Source organism: Cupriavidus gilardii, from assembly GCF_017598945.1.
Taxonomy (GTDB): domain Bacteria; phylum Pseudomonadota; class Gammaproteobacteria; order Burkholderiales; family Burkholderiaceae; genus Cupriavidus; species Cupriavidus gilardii_E.
Genome location: NZ_JAGFTW010000002.1, coordinates 207,586 through 222,925, shown reverse-complemented (window position 1 = coordinate 222,925; position 15,340 = coordinate 207,586). Strand labels below are relative to the sequence as shown.

The 15,340-nt window shown below is 66.9% G+C and carries 16 protein-coding genes; 7 read left to right on the top strand and 9 right to left on the bottom strand.

Annotated features, from left to right (window positions below):
* Positions 1 to 124: 124 nt before the first annotated feature.
* The 5 genes from J5T34_RS01270 to J5T34_RS01250 form a co-directional block, all read right to left on the bottom strand.
* Positions 125 to 607, bottom strand: coding sequence for a hypothetical protein (locus J5T34_RS01270; RefSeq protein ID WP_208577790.1), 483 nt, complete (start codon positions 605 to 607; stop codon positions 125 to 127).
* Positions 597 to 1,895 carry a zinc metallochaperone GTPase ZigA gene (gene zigA / locus J5T34_RS01265; RefSeq protein ID WP_208577788.1) on the bottom strand — a complete coding sequence of 433 codons (1,299 nt, stop codon included), beginning with the start codon at positions 1,893 to 1,895 and terminating at the stop codon, positions 597 to 599. Before zigA ends, J5T34_RS01270 begins: the two co-directional genes overlap by 11 nt.
* Positions 1,896 to 2,114: 219 nt before the next feature.
* A complete protein-coding gene (gene dksA / locus J5T34_RS01260; protein WP_144833041.1) occupies positions 2,115 to 2,534 on the bottom strand; it encodes an RNA polymerase-binding protein DksA in 420 nt (139 codons plus the stop codon).
* A 677-nt stretch (positions 2,535 to 3,211) separates the two neighbouring features.
* Positions 3,212 to 4,315 (bottom strand): CobW family GTP-binding protein, encoded by a 1,104-nt coding sequence (locus tag J5T34_RS01255; RefSeq protein WP_208577780.1) that lies wholly within the window; start codon positions 4,313 to 4,315, stop codon positions 3,212 to 3,214.
* Entirely contained in the window at positions 4,303 to 4,860 is a 558-nt protein-coding gene (locus tag J5T34_RS01250) for a Fur family transcriptional regulator (RefSeq protein ID WP_208577777.1), read from the bottom strand. Before J5T34_RS01250 ends, J5T34_RS01255 begins: the two co-directional genes overlap by 13 nt.
* 226 nt (positions 4,861 to 5,086) lie before the next feature.
* On the opposite strand from J5T34_RS01250, the gene glgX reads away from it, so the two are divergent.
* Both glgX and J5T34_RS01240 read left to right on the top strand, forming a co-directional pair.
* Positions 5,087 to 7,255 carry a glycogen debranching protein GlgX gene (glgX, locus tag J5T34_RS01245; protein ID WP_208577775.1) on the top strand — a complete coding sequence of 723 codons (2,169 nt, stop codon included), beginning with the start codon at positions 5,087 to 5,089 and terminating at the stop codon, positions 7,253 to 7,255.
* 192 nt (positions 7,256 to 7,447) lie between these two features.
* Entirely contained in the window at positions 7,448 to 8,434 is a 987-nt protein-coding gene (locus J5T34_RS01240; protein ID WP_149317267.1) for a tripartite tricarboxylate transporter substrate-binding protein, read from the top strand.
* Positions 8,435 to 8,559: 125 nt separating this feature from the next.
* Here J5T34_RS01240 and J5T34_RS01235 read toward each other — a convergent pair whose 3' ends face one another.
* Positions 8,560 to 8,841 carry a type II toxin-antitoxin system YafQ family toxin gene (locus tag J5T34_RS01235; RefSeq protein WP_208577773.1) on the bottom strand — a complete coding sequence of 94 codons (282 nt, stop codon included), beginning with the start codon at positions 8,839 to 8,841 and terminating at the stop codon, positions 8,560 to 8,562.
* Positions 8,828 to 9,220 carry a type II toxin-antitoxin system RelB/DinJ family antitoxin gene (locus J5T34_RS01230; RefSeq protein WP_279633721.1) on the bottom strand — a complete coding sequence of 131 codons (393 nt, stop codon included), beginning with the start codon at positions 9,218 to 9,220 and terminating at the stop codon, positions 8,828 to 8,830. Before J5T34_RS01230 ends, J5T34_RS01235 begins: the two co-directional genes overlap by 14 nt.
* Before the next feature lie 165 nt (positions 9,221 to 9,385).
* Between J5T34_RS01230 and hslV the strand changes: the two genes are divergently transcribed.
* The 5 genes from hslV to J5T34_RS01205 all read left to right on the top strand — a co-directional run bounded on the left by hslV (position 9,386) and on the right by J5T34_RS01205 (position 13,058).
* Positions 9,386 to 9,922, top strand: coding sequence for an ATP-dependent protease subunit HslV (gene hslV, locus J5T34_RS01225; RefSeq protein ID WP_208577771.1), 537 nt, complete (start codon positions 9,386 to 9,388; stop codon positions 9,920 to 9,922).
* Positions 9,923 to 10,038: 116 nt separating this feature from the next.
* Positions 10,039 to 11,370 (top strand): ATP-dependent protease ATPase subunit HslU, encoded by a 1,332-nt coding sequence (gene hslU, locus J5T34_RS01220; protein WP_174107628.1) that lies wholly within the window; start codon positions 10,039 to 10,041, stop codon positions 11,368 to 11,370.
* A gap of 290 nt (positions 11,371 to 11,660) precedes the next feature.
* The gene (locus tag J5T34_RS01215; RefSeq protein ID WP_208577769.1) at positions 11,661 to 12,245 is read left to right on the top strand and encodes a hypothetical protein; all 585 of its coding nucleotides are present in this window, start codon (positions 11,661 to 11,663) and stop codon (positions 12,243 to 12,245) included.
* 131 nt (positions 12,246 to 12,376) lie between these two features.
* Positions 12,377 to 12,580, top strand: a complete 204-nt coding sequence (locus J5T34_RS01210; RefSeq protein ID WP_023264984.1) for a CsbD family protein — start codon at positions 12,377 to 12,379, stop codon at positions 12,578 to 12,580.
* A 160-nt stretch (positions 12,581 to 12,740) separates the two neighbouring features.
* A complete protein-coding gene (locus tag J5T34_RS01205; protein WP_208577767.1) occupies positions 12,741 to 13,058 on the top strand; it encodes a hypothetical protein in 318 nt (105 codons plus the stop codon).
* An 82-nt stretch (positions 13,059 to 13,140) separates the two neighbouring features.
* Here the strand turns inward: J5T34_RS01205 and J5T34_RS01200 are convergent, their stop codons facing one another.
* Together J5T34_RS01200 and J5T34_RS01195 are read right to left on the bottom strand one after the other, a co-directional pair.
* Positions 13,141 to 13,767: a response regulator transcription factor gene (locus J5T34_RS01200; RefSeq protein WP_244258624.1), complete on the bottom strand. Its 627-nt coding sequence runs from the start codon at positions 13,765 to 13,767 to the stop codon at positions 13,141 to 13,143.
* Complete coding sequence (locus J5T34_RS01195) at positions 13,764 to 15,131, bottom strand: ATP-binding protein (RefSeq protein WP_208577765.1); 1,368 nt, start codon at positions 15,129 to 15,131, stop codon at positions 13,764 to 13,766. The genes J5T34_RS01200 and J5T34_RS01195 overlap by 4 nt, the downstream gene beginning before the upstream one ends.
* Positions 15,132 to 15,340: the final 209 nt, after the last annotated feature.

The following is a 15,340-nucleotide window of genomic DNA, read 5'->3' as shown; positions in this document are numbered from 1 at the left end:
GCCTGGCGGCGCAGCGCGGCGCGCCCCGCCGCGATGGCATGGGCGCGCCGGCGTATGACCGGTCAGCGTGAACGAACGTCGGGATCGCCGGGATCGTCAACAGGCGGCCGCGGGGCGGCCGGGCTCAGGCGAAGGCGAGCGAAGAGGGCGGGGCGCGCGTCAGGAAACTGCGCTGTGGGGGCAGGTGTGGCCAACGCCAGGTGATCCCGGGCGGCACCAGCGGCTTGCCGTGCGACAGCAGCGGCATCGGTGGCGCGCCGCAGGCGCCGGCGGCTTGCGTGGCGGCGTCGAACAGCACGCAGGAATGGGTCAGCAGGCGCGGGCTGTCCGGGGCATGCCCGTCGGTGTTCGTATCGGCGGCGGCGACAGTATCGGCAAGGGAAGCGTGATCCCGGGCGGCCGTCGCCGTTGCAGGGAGAGCCTGCAATGTCCGGCCGGTCGAAACCCGCCCGGTAGCCGCGCCGCCATAGCCGCCGTGCTGGACGCGGTGAACCAGGCCGGCATGCTGCGCCAGCAACAGGCACAGCACCAGCCAGACGGCCCACAGGGCGCCGGTCCGGCGATCCGTGCCCCGGCGCCGCAGCGCGCGCAGCCAATCAGTGCGCATGGCCGCCATGGGAACCGCAGTCGCAGGGGCCGCCATCGTGATCGTGATGGTCGTGATCGCCCTCGTCGTCGAAGGCATCTTCCCAGCTGGGGAATGGATCGTCGTAAGCGGCCCACATCTCGGGACCGGCGGCCATCTCGTCGTCGCTCAGCAGGCAGGCATCGAGCGCTGCCTCGAGCGCGGCACGGTCCATGTTCTGGCCGATCAGCACCAGTTCCTGGCGCCGGTCGCCGAACGGTGCCGGCGCGCCGTCGTCCTCCGAGTCGGCGCGGATGGCGGCCAGCGTCTCGTCGTCTTGCGGCCAGTCGGCGCGATCGACCGCCGCCCACCAGGCCCCGGCACCGCCGTGGCGGCACACGCCGCCCGCCTGGCTCCAGCTGCCGGCCACGTCCATGCGGCTCGCCAGCCAGAAAAAGCCCTTCGAGCGCAGCACGTTGCCGTGCTCGCGCAGCCATTCGGTATGGATCAGATCGGCGAAGCGGCGCGGATGGAACGGGCGCCGGCGCCGGTAGACGAAACTGCCGATGCCGTAGGCCTCGGCCTCGGGCACGTGTTCGCCGCGCAGTTCCGCCTGCCAGCCGGGCGCGGCGGCCGCCGCTTCGAAGTCGAAGCGGCCGGTGTCCAGCACCTTGTCGAGCGGCACGCGGCCGAAGCTGGCCGGCACGATCTCGGCGCGCGGGTTCAGCGCGTGCAGCAGCGCCATCAGCCGTTCGCGTTCGGCTTCGTCGACCAGGTCGATCTTGTTCAGCACGATCACGTCGCAGAACTCGACCTGCTCGATCAGCAGATCGACCACGGTGCGGTCGTCCTCGTCGTCGCGGGCCTGGCCGCGGTCGCGCAGATAGTCGGCCTCGTCGAAGTCCTGCAGGAAGTGCGCGGCGTCCACCACGGTGACGATGGTGTCGAGCCGGGCCAGACTGTCCAGCGCATGGCCGTGCTCGTCTTCAAAGGTGAAAGTCTCGGCGATCGGCAGCGGTTCGGCGACGCCGGTCGATTCGACCAGCAGATAGTCGAAGCGCCCCTCTCGCGCCAGTGCGGCGATCTCGACCAGCAGGTCCTCGCGCAGCGTGCAGCAGATGCAGCCGTTGGACAGCTCGACCAGCCGCTCGCCGGCATGCGCGAGCACGCCTTCGCCGACCAGGCGCGCATCGATGTTGACGTCGGCCAGATCGTTGACGATGACCGCCACGCGCTTGCCTTCGCGGTTGGCCAGCACATGCTGCAACAGCGTGGTCTTGCCGGCGCCGAGGAAGCCGGCCAATACGGTGACGGGAAGACGGTCGGCCATGGCGGTCTGGAGGGTGGGGGATGTCGCGCCGCGGCGCGACAAGGGCCGCGGTCAGCTTATTGCAACAAGGTTGCGACTGTAGCAGAAATGCGCTGCCGCGGCACCCTTGCTGTGGCCTCGCGGCGACGCATCGAGCTGGCGTCGGGGGCGCGCCGTGCGCAAAAAGCAAACGGCCCGGTGTTCCGGGCCGTCGTCAGCGCAGATCGAGGGGCGCAGGCCTCAATCGCCGAACAGCTTCTGGCGCAGTTCGCGGCGCTGCTGGGCTTCCAGCGACAGCGTCGCGGTCGGGCGGGCCAGCAGCCGCGGCACGCCGATCGGCTCGCCGGTTTCCTCGCACCAGCCGTATTCGCCCGACTCGATGCGGGCCAGCGACTGTTCGACCTTCTTCAGCAGCTTGCGCTCGCGATCGCGCGTGCGCAGCTCCAGGGCATGTTCTTCTTCGATCGTGGCGCGGTCCGCCGGATCCGGCACGATGACCGTTTCGCGCAGATGTTCGGTGGTCTGGTCGGCGTTCTTCAGGATTTCGTCGCGCAGCTGTTCAAGGCGGTTCTTGAAAAAGGCCAGTTGGGCCTCGTTCATGTAGTCCTTGTCGTCCATCTTCAGGATTTCAGCTTCAGTCAGAAGTTTATTGCTGCTCATGGTTGCTGCTGATTCTCTTGTTGATGCGACCGGCGGCGTCGTGTTCCGCGCGGATGCAGTGTCGGTCCGCTTGCGCGGTTCGACCGTTTCACTCTGGCTGGCTGCAGTCTTGCTGCTTCGCGTGCCTCCCTTTGCCGCTCCGGTGCCGGCCTGCGCCGAGCCGTTCCGGGGGGTAGGCGCAGCTTGCTGTCCCTGCGCCTTCGTCGTATCGGCCACAGCACCAGCGGTCTTGCTGCGGCTTTCTTTGTTTTTTGCTGCGGCTACCATGGGATCCCTTTCTCGGCGTCGGTCGACATCGGTCGGCGTCGTTGCCCCAGCGGCAACGCCCTGAACGTTGCGGCACGAGATCCCGCGCGTCGACGGCCATCGCACGAGCACAGCGGCCGCACCCGAGGACGGCCGTCTGATGCTGACGACAACCGCCGTCCTGCATATGACGGGGGCGGCGGCAAGACCGCGCTGCCCGCATCACATCCGGCTTATTGTACTTGAACAAATTACCAGGAGATACGGTGGAAAACCGGACCGGATATTCGGTGTTTCACCGAGCGGCGCGCACCGCGTAGATCGGCGCAACAGCGGTGGCGTTTCACCCGGTCGGGTGCCGCACCGCCCCAGACGGTGCGCCCGCGCGGCGGGAACCGAGGCCCGGAGCGGCCTTGGCCTGGTACCGGCGATCAGGCGAGGCAGTTGGCCAGGCCCTTGAGGATGGCGTCCTTGGGCAGATCGACGCCGATGAACACCATTTTGGTGCCTGGCGTTTCGTCGTCCCATTTGCCGCCGATGTCGCTGCCCATCAGCTGGTGCACGCCCTGGAATACCACCTTGCGGTCGACCCCTTCCATATAGAGCACGCCCTTGTAGCGCAGCAGCTTCTCGCCGTAGACGGTCAGGATCCCGGACAGGAACTCCTCGAGCTTGCCGTAGTGGAACGGCTTGTCGCTGCGGAAGACGAACGAGCCGATGCGGTCGGTGTGGTGGTGGTGATGATGGTGGTTGTGCGCGTGACCGTGTTGGTCTCCATGATCATGGCCGTGGTCGTGATCGTGGTCATGGCCGCAGTCGGTGCCGCAGTGCTCGCCATGCTCGTGGTCATGGTCGTGCTCGTGCTCGTGCTCCTCGGCGCGCAGGAAGTCCGGGTCGATCTCCAGCTTGGCGTTCAGGTTGAAGCCGCGCAGGTCGAAGATCGAGTCGATCGGCGCCTCGCCGAAATGCGCGGTGCCGATTGGCGCGCGCGGGTTCATCTGCAGCAGGCGGTGGCGCAGGTCGGCCAGCTCCTGCTCCGACACCAGATCCGCCTTGGTGATGAAGATCGCATCGGCGAAACCGACCTGGCGCTGCGCCTCTTCCTGCTTGTCGAGCTGCTGGTTGCCGTGCTTGGCATCGACCAGCGTGACCACCGCGTCCAGCAGATATCGCGAAGCGATCTCGTCGTCCATGAAGAAGGTCTGCGCCACCGGGCCCGGATTGGCCACGCCTGTGGTTTCGATGACGACCCGGTCGAAATCGATCTCGCCGGCGTCGCGGCGGCCGATCAGGTCGGACAGCGCCTGCACCAGATCGCCGCGGATCGTGCAGCAGATGCAGCCGTTGCTCATCTGCACGATCTGCTCGCGGCCGTCCTGCACCAGGATCTCGTTATCGATGTTTTCCTCGCCGAACTCGTTTTCGATCACGGCGATCTTCATGCCGTGCTGTTCGTTGAGGATGCGCTTGAGCAGCGTGGTTTTGCCGCTGCCGAGAAAGCCCGTCAGGATCGTGACCGGGATCAGTTTGGACATGTTGGTTCTCCGGGATGGGGGGAAGCGTCAGCGGCACCTTCAGTGGCACCCGCGGCGGGCGCATCGGCCACGGTGTGCGCACCGCATTCCGCGCAGATGCCGTTGACGGTCAATTCGACGTGTTCGACCGCGAAGCCGCTCGGCACGCGCGGCGCGGCCTGCCGCGGCGGCGCGCTTTCCGCGTCGAGGCAGAAGGTGCGGTCGCACCGGCTGCAATGGAAATGGCTGTGCTGGCGATGGACCTCGGCACGCGCCGCCTCATGTTCGATCAGGCTGAAGCGGAAGACGCGGTCGTTGCCGGCGCGCTTTTGCGCCAGCCCCTGCTCGACCAGCCAGTCCAGCACCCGATAGACGGTAACGCGGTCGATCGCGTCGGCGCCGCCCGGAAGACGGTCGATCACGGCCTGGTGGGTCAGCGGGAGGTCGCTGTCGATGAGGCACGCCAGGATGCAGACGCGCGGTTGCGTGACGCGCGCACCCAGCGCCCGGAGGCGCTCCTGTGCCGCATCGACGGCGGCCGGCAGGCTGGGAGTGGGCGAAGACATGGGGCGATTTAACCATAGTGCCCACGGAGATGCAATTGAGTTGCGACAGCGGGCGATCCGAGAGACGCGTGGCGCCCATGTCGAGCGATGGTCCGCCCCTGTAGTTTTGACAAGGGTGCCGGACCGGCAACGGCAAATATGGGAAGCGGCGACCCGGCGTCATGGTCTGCACGCGGGCATGCGCCGTGCTCCGCACCATCGTTTCCACACGGGAGTGCCGCACGCCATGTCCAATCACACCATCAGCGAAGGCTTGCCGTTTCCCCTGGGCGCCACCTGGGACGGCGACGGCGTCAACTTCGCGCTGTTCAGCGCCCATGCCACCAGGGTCGAACTGTGCCTGTTCGACCAGAACGGCGAACGGGAGATCGAGCGCATCGCGCTGCCCGAATACACCGACGAGGTCTGGCACGTCCGCGTGCAGGGGCTGGCGCCGGGCGCCGTCTACGGCTACCGCGTGCACGGTCCTTACGATCCGGCCAACGGCCATCGCTTCAATCCGAACAAGCTGCTGCTCGACCCGTACGCCAAGGCCTATGTCGGCGAGCTGCGCTGGGACCCGGCGGTGTTCGGTTATCGAATGGGGGAGGACGACCTGAGCTTCAGCGAGGCCGACAGCGCGCCATTCATGCCGAAGTGCCAGGTCGTGGACCAGGCCTTCACCTGGGAGCACCCATTGGGCGTGCGCGTGCCGTGGGAGCGCACCATCTTCTACGAGACCCATGTGCGCGGCTATACCAGGCGCCATCCGGCCGTGCCCGAGGCGATGCGCGGCACCTTCGAGGGGTTGGGCCAGCGTGCGGTGATCGACCATATCAAGGCGCTGGGCGTGACCTCGGTCGAGCTGCTGCCGATCCATGCCTTCCTGAACGACAGCCATCTGCTCGACAAGGGCCTGACCAACTACTGGGGCTACAACACGATCGGCTTCTTCGCGCCGGATCCGCGCTTCTTCGCCCGCGGGCCGGGCGCGGTGGCGGAGCTCAAGCAGATGATCGACCGTTTCCACGAGGCCGGGCTCGAGATCATCCTCGACGTGGTCTACAACCACACCGCCGAGGGCAGCGAACTGGGCGCGACGCTGTCGTTCCGCGGCATCGACAACCTGTCGTATTACCGGCTGATGCCGGACGAGAAGCGCTACTACATCAACGACACCGGCACCGGCAACACGCTGAACCTGTCGCATCCGCGCGTGCTGCAGATGGTGATGGACAGCCTGCGCTACTGGGTCACCGAGATGCAGGTCGACGGCTTCCGCTTCGATCTGGCCACCATCCTCGGACGCGAGCCCGGCGGCTTCGACTACGGCAGCGGCTTTCTGAAGGCGTGCCGGCAGGATCCGATCCTGTCCAGCGTCAAGCTGATCGCCGAGCCCTGGGATTGCGGCCCCGGCGGCTATCAGGTCGGCGGCTTTCCGGCCGGATGGGCCGAGTGGAACGACAAGTTCCGCGACACGGTGCGCGACTTCTGGCGTGGCGAGGAGGGCGTGGCGCCGGAACTGGCGGCGCGGATTACCGCGTCCGGCGACAAGTTCAACCACAGCGGACGGCGGCCCTGGGCCAGCGTCAACTTCATCACCGCGCACGACGGCTTCACGCTGCACGACCTGGTTTCGTACAACGACAAGCACAACGAGGCCAACGGCGAGGACAACAACGACGGCACCAGCGACAACCGCTCCTGGAACTGCGGCGCGGAAGGGCCGACCGACGACACCGAGATCGTCGAGCTGCGCGAGCGCCAGAAGCGCAATCTGCTCGCGACGCTGCTGTTCGCGCAGGGCACGCCAATGATGGTCGCGGGCGACGAGTTCGGCCGCAGCCAGCAGGGCAACAACAACGCCTATTGCCAGGACAACGAGATCAGCTGGGTCGACTGGGAAATCGACGAGCGCGGCCGCGGGCTGATCGAGTTCGTGCGCAAGCTGACCGCGCTGCGACGGGCGCTGCCGGTGCTGCGGCGGGGCCGGTTCCTGACCGGCGAGTTCGACGAAGAACTGGGCGTGGCCGACGTCAAGTGGATCAGCGCCGCGGGCGACGACCTGACGCCCGAACACTGGGACGACGCCTCGATGCGCTGCTTCGGCCTGGTGATCGACGGTCGCGCGCGCGCCACCGGCATCCGCCGCCCGGCCTCGGACGCGACGCTGCTGCTGGTGTTCAATGCCTATCACGACATGGTCGAGTTCACCTTGCCGCAGATTCCCGGCAGCGACCAATGGACCTGCCTGATCGACACCAATATGCCGGTGCGCGAGGAGCTGCCGGAGTTCTCGTCCGGCGACGTCTACCAGGTCACCGGGCGCTCGGTGCTGCTGTTCGCGCTCGAGGCGCGCGGTTCCACCAAACGGGTGTTCGAGCGGCTCGAAGGCGTATTGACCGACGACGCCTGACCGGCAACGGGTCGGCGCGTGAACCCGGGCGGAGCCGCTCCGGCCCGGGTATTTCCTGATATTTGGGGCAAGTCGCCGTTGATAGCATGGCGGCTCCAAGCCGCGGCCTCCGGTGAGGCGGCCCACGTCGCCATGGAGGCAGGGCGGCATGGCAGTCTGCACGACGGGAAGTCGGGGAAATCAGGAGAAATAATGAAACACGTTGCAAAAACCGTGGCCGCCGCCCTTGCGGCCGCCGCACTGGGTCTGCCTGGCGTGGTACAGGCGCAGGACTATCCGGGCAGCCGGCCGGTCTCGGCCGTGGTGCCGTTCGCCGCGGGCGGCCCGACCGACAAGGTCGCGCGCGAGCTGGCGCAGGTCATGTCCAAGCATCTGGGCGCGACCATCGTGATCGAAAACCTCGGCGGCGCCGGCGGCACGATCGGCGCGAAGAAGGTGGCCCAGTCCAAGAACGACGGCCACACCGTGCTGATCCACCATATCGGCATGTCGACCGCCCCGGCGCTGTACCGCAATCTGGGCTTCGATCCGCTGAAGGACTTCGAGTACATCGGCGAAATCGCCGACGTGCCGATGGTGCTGGTCGGCAACAAGAACCTGCCGCCGAACACGCTGAAGGATCTGCTGCCGTACATCAAGGCCAATGCCAGCAAGCTGTCGCTCGCCAACGCCGGTATCGGCTCGGCCTCGCACCTGTGCGGCCTGCTGTTCCAGAGCGCCATCCAGACCGAACTGACCACGGTGCCGTACAAGGGCACCGCGCCGGCGCTGACCGATATCCTGGGCGGCCAGGTCAACCTGATGTGCGACCAGACCACCAATATCGCCGGCCAGCTCAAGGCCAATGCGCTCAAGCCCTATGCCGCGATGCAGCCGCGCCGCGTCGAAGCGTTCAAGGACATCCCGACCGCTGCCGAGCAGGGCCTGTCGAACATCGAGGTCAAGATCTGGCACGCGATGTACGCGCCCAAGGGCACGCCGCAGCCGGTGATCGAGAAACTGTCGGCGGCGCTGCAGAAGTCGGTGACCGACCCGGGCTTCCGCGCCAAGATGGCCGAGCTGGGCGCCGAAGCGGTACCGGCCCAGCGCGCCACGCCGGAGTCGCTGAAGACCTTCCTCGGCAACGAAATCAACAAGTGGACCCCGGTGATTCGCAAGGCCGGCGTCTATGCGGATTGAGTTGACCCGACGCTGACCGATTCGCCGCCGCTGCATCAGGCACATCAGCGGCGCGGCGGAACGGCACCCGAGGCCACGCGGCAACGCGTGGCCTTTTTGTTTGCGCTTTTTTGTGCTGCTCGCCGCTACAGGCCGAGCTCGCTGTGTGAGCCCAGCCGGACCAGTTGCAGCGTATCGTCGTCGGGCCTGCGGTAGATCAGCACCAGATCTGGCCTGATGTGGCAATCCCGAAAATCCTTCCACTCTCCGGTCAGCGCGTGGTCTCGATGCCTGGCCGCCAACGGGCGGTCCTTTGCCAGCGCGCTCACCACTTCCTTGAAGTCCGCATCCAGCGTCGCGCGATGCGGACCCTTCCTTTCCCGCTTGAAATCCCGTTTGAACTGCCCTGTCAGCTCAATCGTCCTCATTCTCCAGATCCGCCATCAGTGCCTCGACGGACGAGAATTTGCGCAGCCCGCGGGCCCGCGCTTCCTTCATCGCCGCGATCGTCGTCGGGTTGGGCGTCACCAGTTCGAAGGGAAGGGCCTTGTCGTGCGCGACGCGGGTCAGCGTCATGCGGACAACGTCCGAAACGGACAGTCCCATTGCTTCCAACACGATCGAGGCTTCCTCTTTGATATCCGCGTCGACGCGGGCGCGGACAAACGTAGTGCTTGCCATGGTGATTTCCCTTTGCTGCCTGGTAGTCGGTAACGGAATCCCTTGGAGTAGATAGGGATGAGTCGACAGCGCCGCGGTGGCGCGGCGACCGATCGATGGGAATTCCTGAGGCGCAGTGTAGCTCAATTGAGCTACAAGGCAAAGGAGATTTGATGGCGCTCCGGGAGTTCGGAGGTCACATTTCGCCACACCGGCCCGGCGTCTATAGTGGTGGAACGCTCCAGGCGCCGGCCCCTTGAATTCGACGGCGGCGCCGCCAAGTAGCTGCCTGAACCCAACTCAGAAGCCACCATGGAACAGTATCACGGCACTACCATCGTCAGCGTCCGGCGCGGCAACCAGGTTGCCCTGGGCGGTGACGGCCAGGTCACTCTCGGCAATATCGTGATGAAGGGCACCGCACGCAAGGTGCGCCGCATCTACAACGGCAAGGTCCTGGTGGGCTTCGCCGGCAGCACCGCCGATGCGTTCTCGCTGCTGGACCGTTTCGAGGCCAAGCTCGAGAAATACCAGGGCAATCTGACGCGCGCGGCGGTCGATCTGGCCAAGGACTGGCGTTCGGATCGCGCGCTGCGCCGGCTCGAGGCGATGCTGATTACCGCCGACCGCGACACCACGCTGGTGATCACCGGCAACGGCGACGTGCTCGATCCCGAAGGCGGCATCGCGGCGATCGGCTCGGGCGGTGCCTACGCCCAATCGGCGGCCAAGGCGCTGGTCGAAAACACCGAGCTGTCGCCCAAGGACGTGGTCGAGAAATCGCTGCGCATCGCCGGCGAACTCTGCATCTACACCAACACCAATTTCGTCATCGAGACGCTCGAGTGAGCGTTCGCATGACGCTTCACGCGCGTGACGCCGGCCTGGCGCACCACCGTGCGGCGGTGCGCCGTGGCGGCGCACCGACCGGCCTTCATTGAACGGATACCCGGATACCGAGACCCATGTCCCACACCATGACTCCGTCGGAAATCGTTTCCGAGCTCGACAAACACATCATTGGCCAGAACAAGGCCAAGAAGGCCGTCGCGGTGGCACTGCGCAACCGCTGGCGCCGCCAGCAGGTGGCCGACCCGCTGCGCCAGGAAATCACGCCGAAGAACATCCTGATGATCGGACCGACCGGCGTCGGCAAGACCGAGATCGCCCGGCGCCTGGCCAAGCTGGCCGACGCGCCCTTCATCAAGATCGAGGCGACCAAGTTCACCGAGGTCGGCTATGTCGGCCGCGACGTCGACACGATCGTGCGCGATCTGGTCGAAATGGCGATCAAGCAGACCCGCGAGTCCGAGATGAAGAAGGTGCGGACCAAGGCCGAGGATGCCGCCGAGGACCGCCTGCTCGACGTGCTGCTGCCCCCGCCGCGCGACATCGGCTTCGCCCAGCCCGAGGAAAAGGACTCCAATACCCGCCAGGTCTTCCGCAAGAAGCTGCGCGAGGGACAGCTCGACGACAAGGAAGTCGAGCTGGAGGTGGCCGCCGCGGTGCCGAGCCTCGACATCATGGGCCCGCCGGGCATGGAGGACATGACCGAGCAGCTGCGCAGCATGTTCGCCGGCCTGGGGCAGGGCAAGAAGCTGCGCCGCAAGATGAAGGTCAAGGAAGCGTTCAAGCTGCTGATCGACGAGGAAGCGGCCAAGCTCGTCAACGATGACGACCTGAAGCACAAGGCGCTGGCCAATGTCGAGCAGAACGGCATCGTGTTCCTCGACGAGATCGACAAGATCGCCAGCCGCAGCGAACTGGGCGGCGGCGAGGTGTCGCGCCAGGGCGTGCAGCGCGATCTGCTGCCGCTGGTCGAAGGCACCACGGTCAGCACCAAGTACGGCATGGTCCGGACCGACCATATCCTGTTCATTGCGTCGGGTGCGTTCCACCTGTCCAAGCCGAGCGATCTGATTCCGGAGCTGCAGGGGCGCTTTCCGATCCGCGTCGAGCTCGAATCGCTGTCGGTGGCCGACTTCGAGGCGATCCTGACGCAGACCGACGCCAGCCTGACCAAGCAGTACCAGGCGCTGCTGGCGACCGAACAGGTCGAACTGGTGTTCGCGCCGGACGGCATCCGCCGCCTCGCCGAGATCGCCCATTCGGTCAACGAGAAGGTCGAGAACATCGGCGCGCGCCGGTTGTACACGGTGATGGAGCGCCTGCTCGAAGACCTGTCGTTCCACGCCACCCGCTCGAGCGGCGAAACGGTGACGATCGACGCCGCCTATGTCGACGAACGGCTGGGCGATCTGTCGGCCAACGAGGATCTGTCGCGCTACGTGCTGTAACCGCGACGGGCGGGCCGTCCTGAAGCCCGCTCCAACGTCGCCAACGTCGCTCCACGAAGTCACGCGATGAAGTGCGCCTTCTCAGCCATGAGAAGGCGCATTTTTTTCGTCTGTGCCGCTCGACAGTGACGTCGTCTCCCTATGTGGGAATCGTCTTACTCCCCTTTCGGAAGCCCCCGCCTGCTTGCAAAAGCGCACCGCACATAACCTTCATATACGACGAGACAGCAAGGCGAACGTCATCGTCGTCCTTGCGAACTCAAACCGATCGACAACGACAGGAGCGCGACATGATGAAGAAATGGCTGTCTGCTGCAGTGTGTTCGATGATGGTTGCCGCACCGGCAGGCTTTGCACTGGCGCAGAGCGCGCCGTCGGGTGCCCGCGCCGACTATGACGCCGCCGTTTCGCGGGCGGACGCGGACTACAAGAACGCGAAGACGAAGTGCGATGCCCTGAAGGACAACGCCGAGGACGTCTGCGAGGCCGAGGCCAAGCGCGATCGCGACGTGGCGAAGGCCGAGGCCGAAGCGCGCCGCGACGGCACCGAAGCCGCCCGCGCCAAGGTGCTGAAGGTCAGGGCCGACCGCGAATACGAAGTCGCGAAGGAGCGCTGCGACGACAAGAAGGGCAACGACAAGGACGTTTGCGTGAAGGAAGCCAAGACGGCGCACGAGAAGGCGCTGGGCGAGGCCAAGACCACGCGTGCGGCGGCCGGCGGCGGCACGCGCACCGATGTGGCCGAGGCGCGCCGCGAGGCTCGCAAGGACACCAGCGACGCGGCCTACAAGGCCGACAAGGAGAAGTGCGACGCGATGTCGGGCGATGCCAAGGACCGCTGCGAGGCCGACGTCAAGGCGAAGTACAACCGCTGATGAGTTCCGGCCGCGGCTGATGCGGTCAACCTGGACGATGGCGAGCGGTGGGCGCGCAGGCGCTGCGGCAGCTCCGGCGCGCCCCCATCGTCTTGACCACCGACGTATCCATCCAGATTGAGGAGCAGATCATGAACTGGGACCAGATCGAAGGGAAATGGGAGCAGGCCAAAGGCAAGGTCAAGGAGAAGTGGGGCCAGCTGACCGATGACGATCTCACGCAGATCAACGGCAAGCGCGATCAGCTCGCCGGCAAGATCCAGGAGCGCTATGGCTACACCAAGGAGCGCGCCGAAGAGGAAATGCGCGAGTGGGAGCGGGATACCCGCTGGTGACATCGACCGTGACATCGGCCGTGACAGCGGCCGGTGACATCCGTTGACGGCAGGTAAGCCAGGTAAGCGTTGGTAAGCAGGCTGGCACGGTCGCCGCGACGATGAGAAGCTTGCGCCTCGTTAGCGGCCGCAGCATGGCCGTGAGAGCAGGAGGTCCAACATGAAGCATATCGGTTTGATGTCGGCAGGCGTTCTGGGCGGGCTGGTCGCGGCAACCGCGTTCCTGTGCGCCGTGCCGGACCGCAGCGAGGCCACGCGGATCGACGCCGCCTCGGCCGGCGGCAACGTCAAGGTCTCGCATGCGGTGTTCGTCAGCGAGTCCGCCGAGTACGGTGCACGCTCGAACCGGCATGCGTTCGACGCGCTGCGGGTTGGCAGCACCGGCGCGGCCGGCACCCTCGGCGCGGCCGGCATCGCCAATCGTGCGGCCAACGGCGGCGACGACCTCGGCTGGGACTACGTGCAACTGCGCCTGTGAACCGGCGCGCGGCGATGGCCGCGATGCGATGCGATGAAGAAGGGCCTGCGATTGCAGGCCCTTTTTTCGTCCGCTCGATGCCTCAGCGCGACACCGGCCGCTTGGCGAGCTTGCGTTGCAGCGTGCGCCGATGCATGTTCAGCGCGCGCGCCGTCGCCGAGATATTGCCGCCGTGTTCGGCGAGCACGCGCTGGATATGTTCCCACTCGAGCCGCGGCACCGATAACGGCAGCGGATCCTCCAGCGCGGCTTCGGCGGCGACCTCCGACACACCCGACTTCAGTGCCGCAAGGATCGAATCGACATTGGCCGGCTTGGCCAGATATTCGTCGGCCCCCTGTTTGACCGCGGCCACCGCGGTGGCGATGCTGGCGTAGCCGGTCAGCACCAGGATGCGCGCCCACGGCAGCATTGCGCGCAGCGGCGCCACCAGCTGCAGGCCGGAGTCGGCCGGCGCCGTCACGCCGGCCGCGGGCGCGGCGGCCAGATGCAGATCCAGCGTGACATAGCGAAACGCGGTCTTCTCGGCCAGCGCCAGCGCCTGTTGGCGATGGTGTGCGACCTGGACCGCGAAGCCGCGACGCGACAGCGCGCGTGCGAGCGTGTCCGAGAACACGGGGTCGTCGTCGATCACCAGGAAGGGCGCGCCGCCGTCGCCATTGTCGGCGGGGACAGCAGGGGAAAGGGAAGCGCTCGATGTCAGGCTCATGCCACGTGCTCCGATGCATCGGGGTTTGCCGGCAGCCGCAGCTCGGCCACGGTGCCGCCTTCGGGGCGATCCTGCCACAGCAGCCGCCCGCCCATCTGGCGCGCCACGCTCTGCGCCAGATAGGCGCCGATGCCCTGGCCGCCGTGCGTGCTTGCCACCGGAGCCTCGCCCAGCCGTGCACGCAACGCCGCCGGCATGCCGATGCCATGGTCGATGACCCGCAGTACCAGTTCGCCGGGTTCCCCGCTCGGTTCCGGTGCGATGGACAGACGCAACGGCAGCTCGCCGCGACCGGCGGCCTGCTGGCTGCGCGCCGCATTGTCGAGCAGGATGGTCAGCATCTGTCCGGTGCGTGCGGGCTCGATCGGCACGTCGGCGGCCTCCGCGGCGATCGCCGTCTCGACGCGCGCCTGCGGATGGCGCAACTGCCAGCCATCGGCAAAGGCGGGCAGCCACTGCCCCACCGGCTGCAGGGCACTGGCGCGGTTCGCCTCGCGCAGGCGCGCCAGGATGCCGCGGCATAGCGCCAGCTGCTGCTCGACCGTATGCAGGTCGGGCAGATAGTCGCGTATCGCGGTCTTGCCGCGCGTCGCATCGGCGGCGTCGGCGCGCAGCTCGCCGGCGATCACGGCCAGCGTTGCCAGCGGCGTGCCGATCTCGTGCGCGACCGTCGCCGCCTGCGCGTTCAGCGACTCGACCCGCGCCTCGCGCAGCAGCCGCTCGCGCGCGTCGGCCAGTTGCCCTTCGCGTTCGCGCAGCACGCCGGACAGCCGCGCGACGAACAGCGCGATCATCACCGCGCTGGCGACGAAATTGAGCCACATGCCGACCAGGTGGTAGACCACCGCATTGTCCGGGTCGTGCAGATGCAAGGGCACGTATTCGAACAGCATCAGCGAATAGCAGGCCAGGGCGTACAGCGCCAGCGCGACCACCTGCCGCCACGGCACGATCGCGGCGGCCAGCGCCAGCCCGGGCAGATAGAAGGAGACGAAGGGATTGGTGGCGCCGCCGGTGAAGAACAGGATCGCCGACAGCGCAGTCAGGTCGACCAGCAGCTGGCCCATCAGCTCGGCGTCGCCCGGCACCGAGCCGGCGCGCGCATGTTGCCGCAGCCGCCACGCGGTCAGCAGATTGAAGATCGCCTGCAGCACGAAGATCGACAGCAGCGGCCGATAGGGCAGCTCCAGCCCGGCCAGCGTCTCGGCCCACACCAGCAGCAGCCCCTGTCCGCCCAGGATGGCCCAGCGCAGCCAGTACACCCGGCGCAAGCTCAGCAGGCCGTCCCTGCCGAGGCCTGGTGCTCGGAGGGCATGGCCGTCGGAGGCGGTGGCGTGGGCGGCAGCGTGGGCAGGCATCGTCATGCCGCGAGTGTAGCAACGGTGCCGCCGCCGGCCGCCTCGTGCGACACCATGCCGCATTGGTCGCCGCGCGCGGCACTGCCAGACTGGCGGACTGCGCCGCATGCGCCGGTGCATCGTCTATGCACGGTGCCCGTGTCGCGGTGGCCCCGTGTCGGTTCATGTTCTAATCCCGTTTCTACGCGGACTTCCCGCTGCCGTTGGACCGTTTT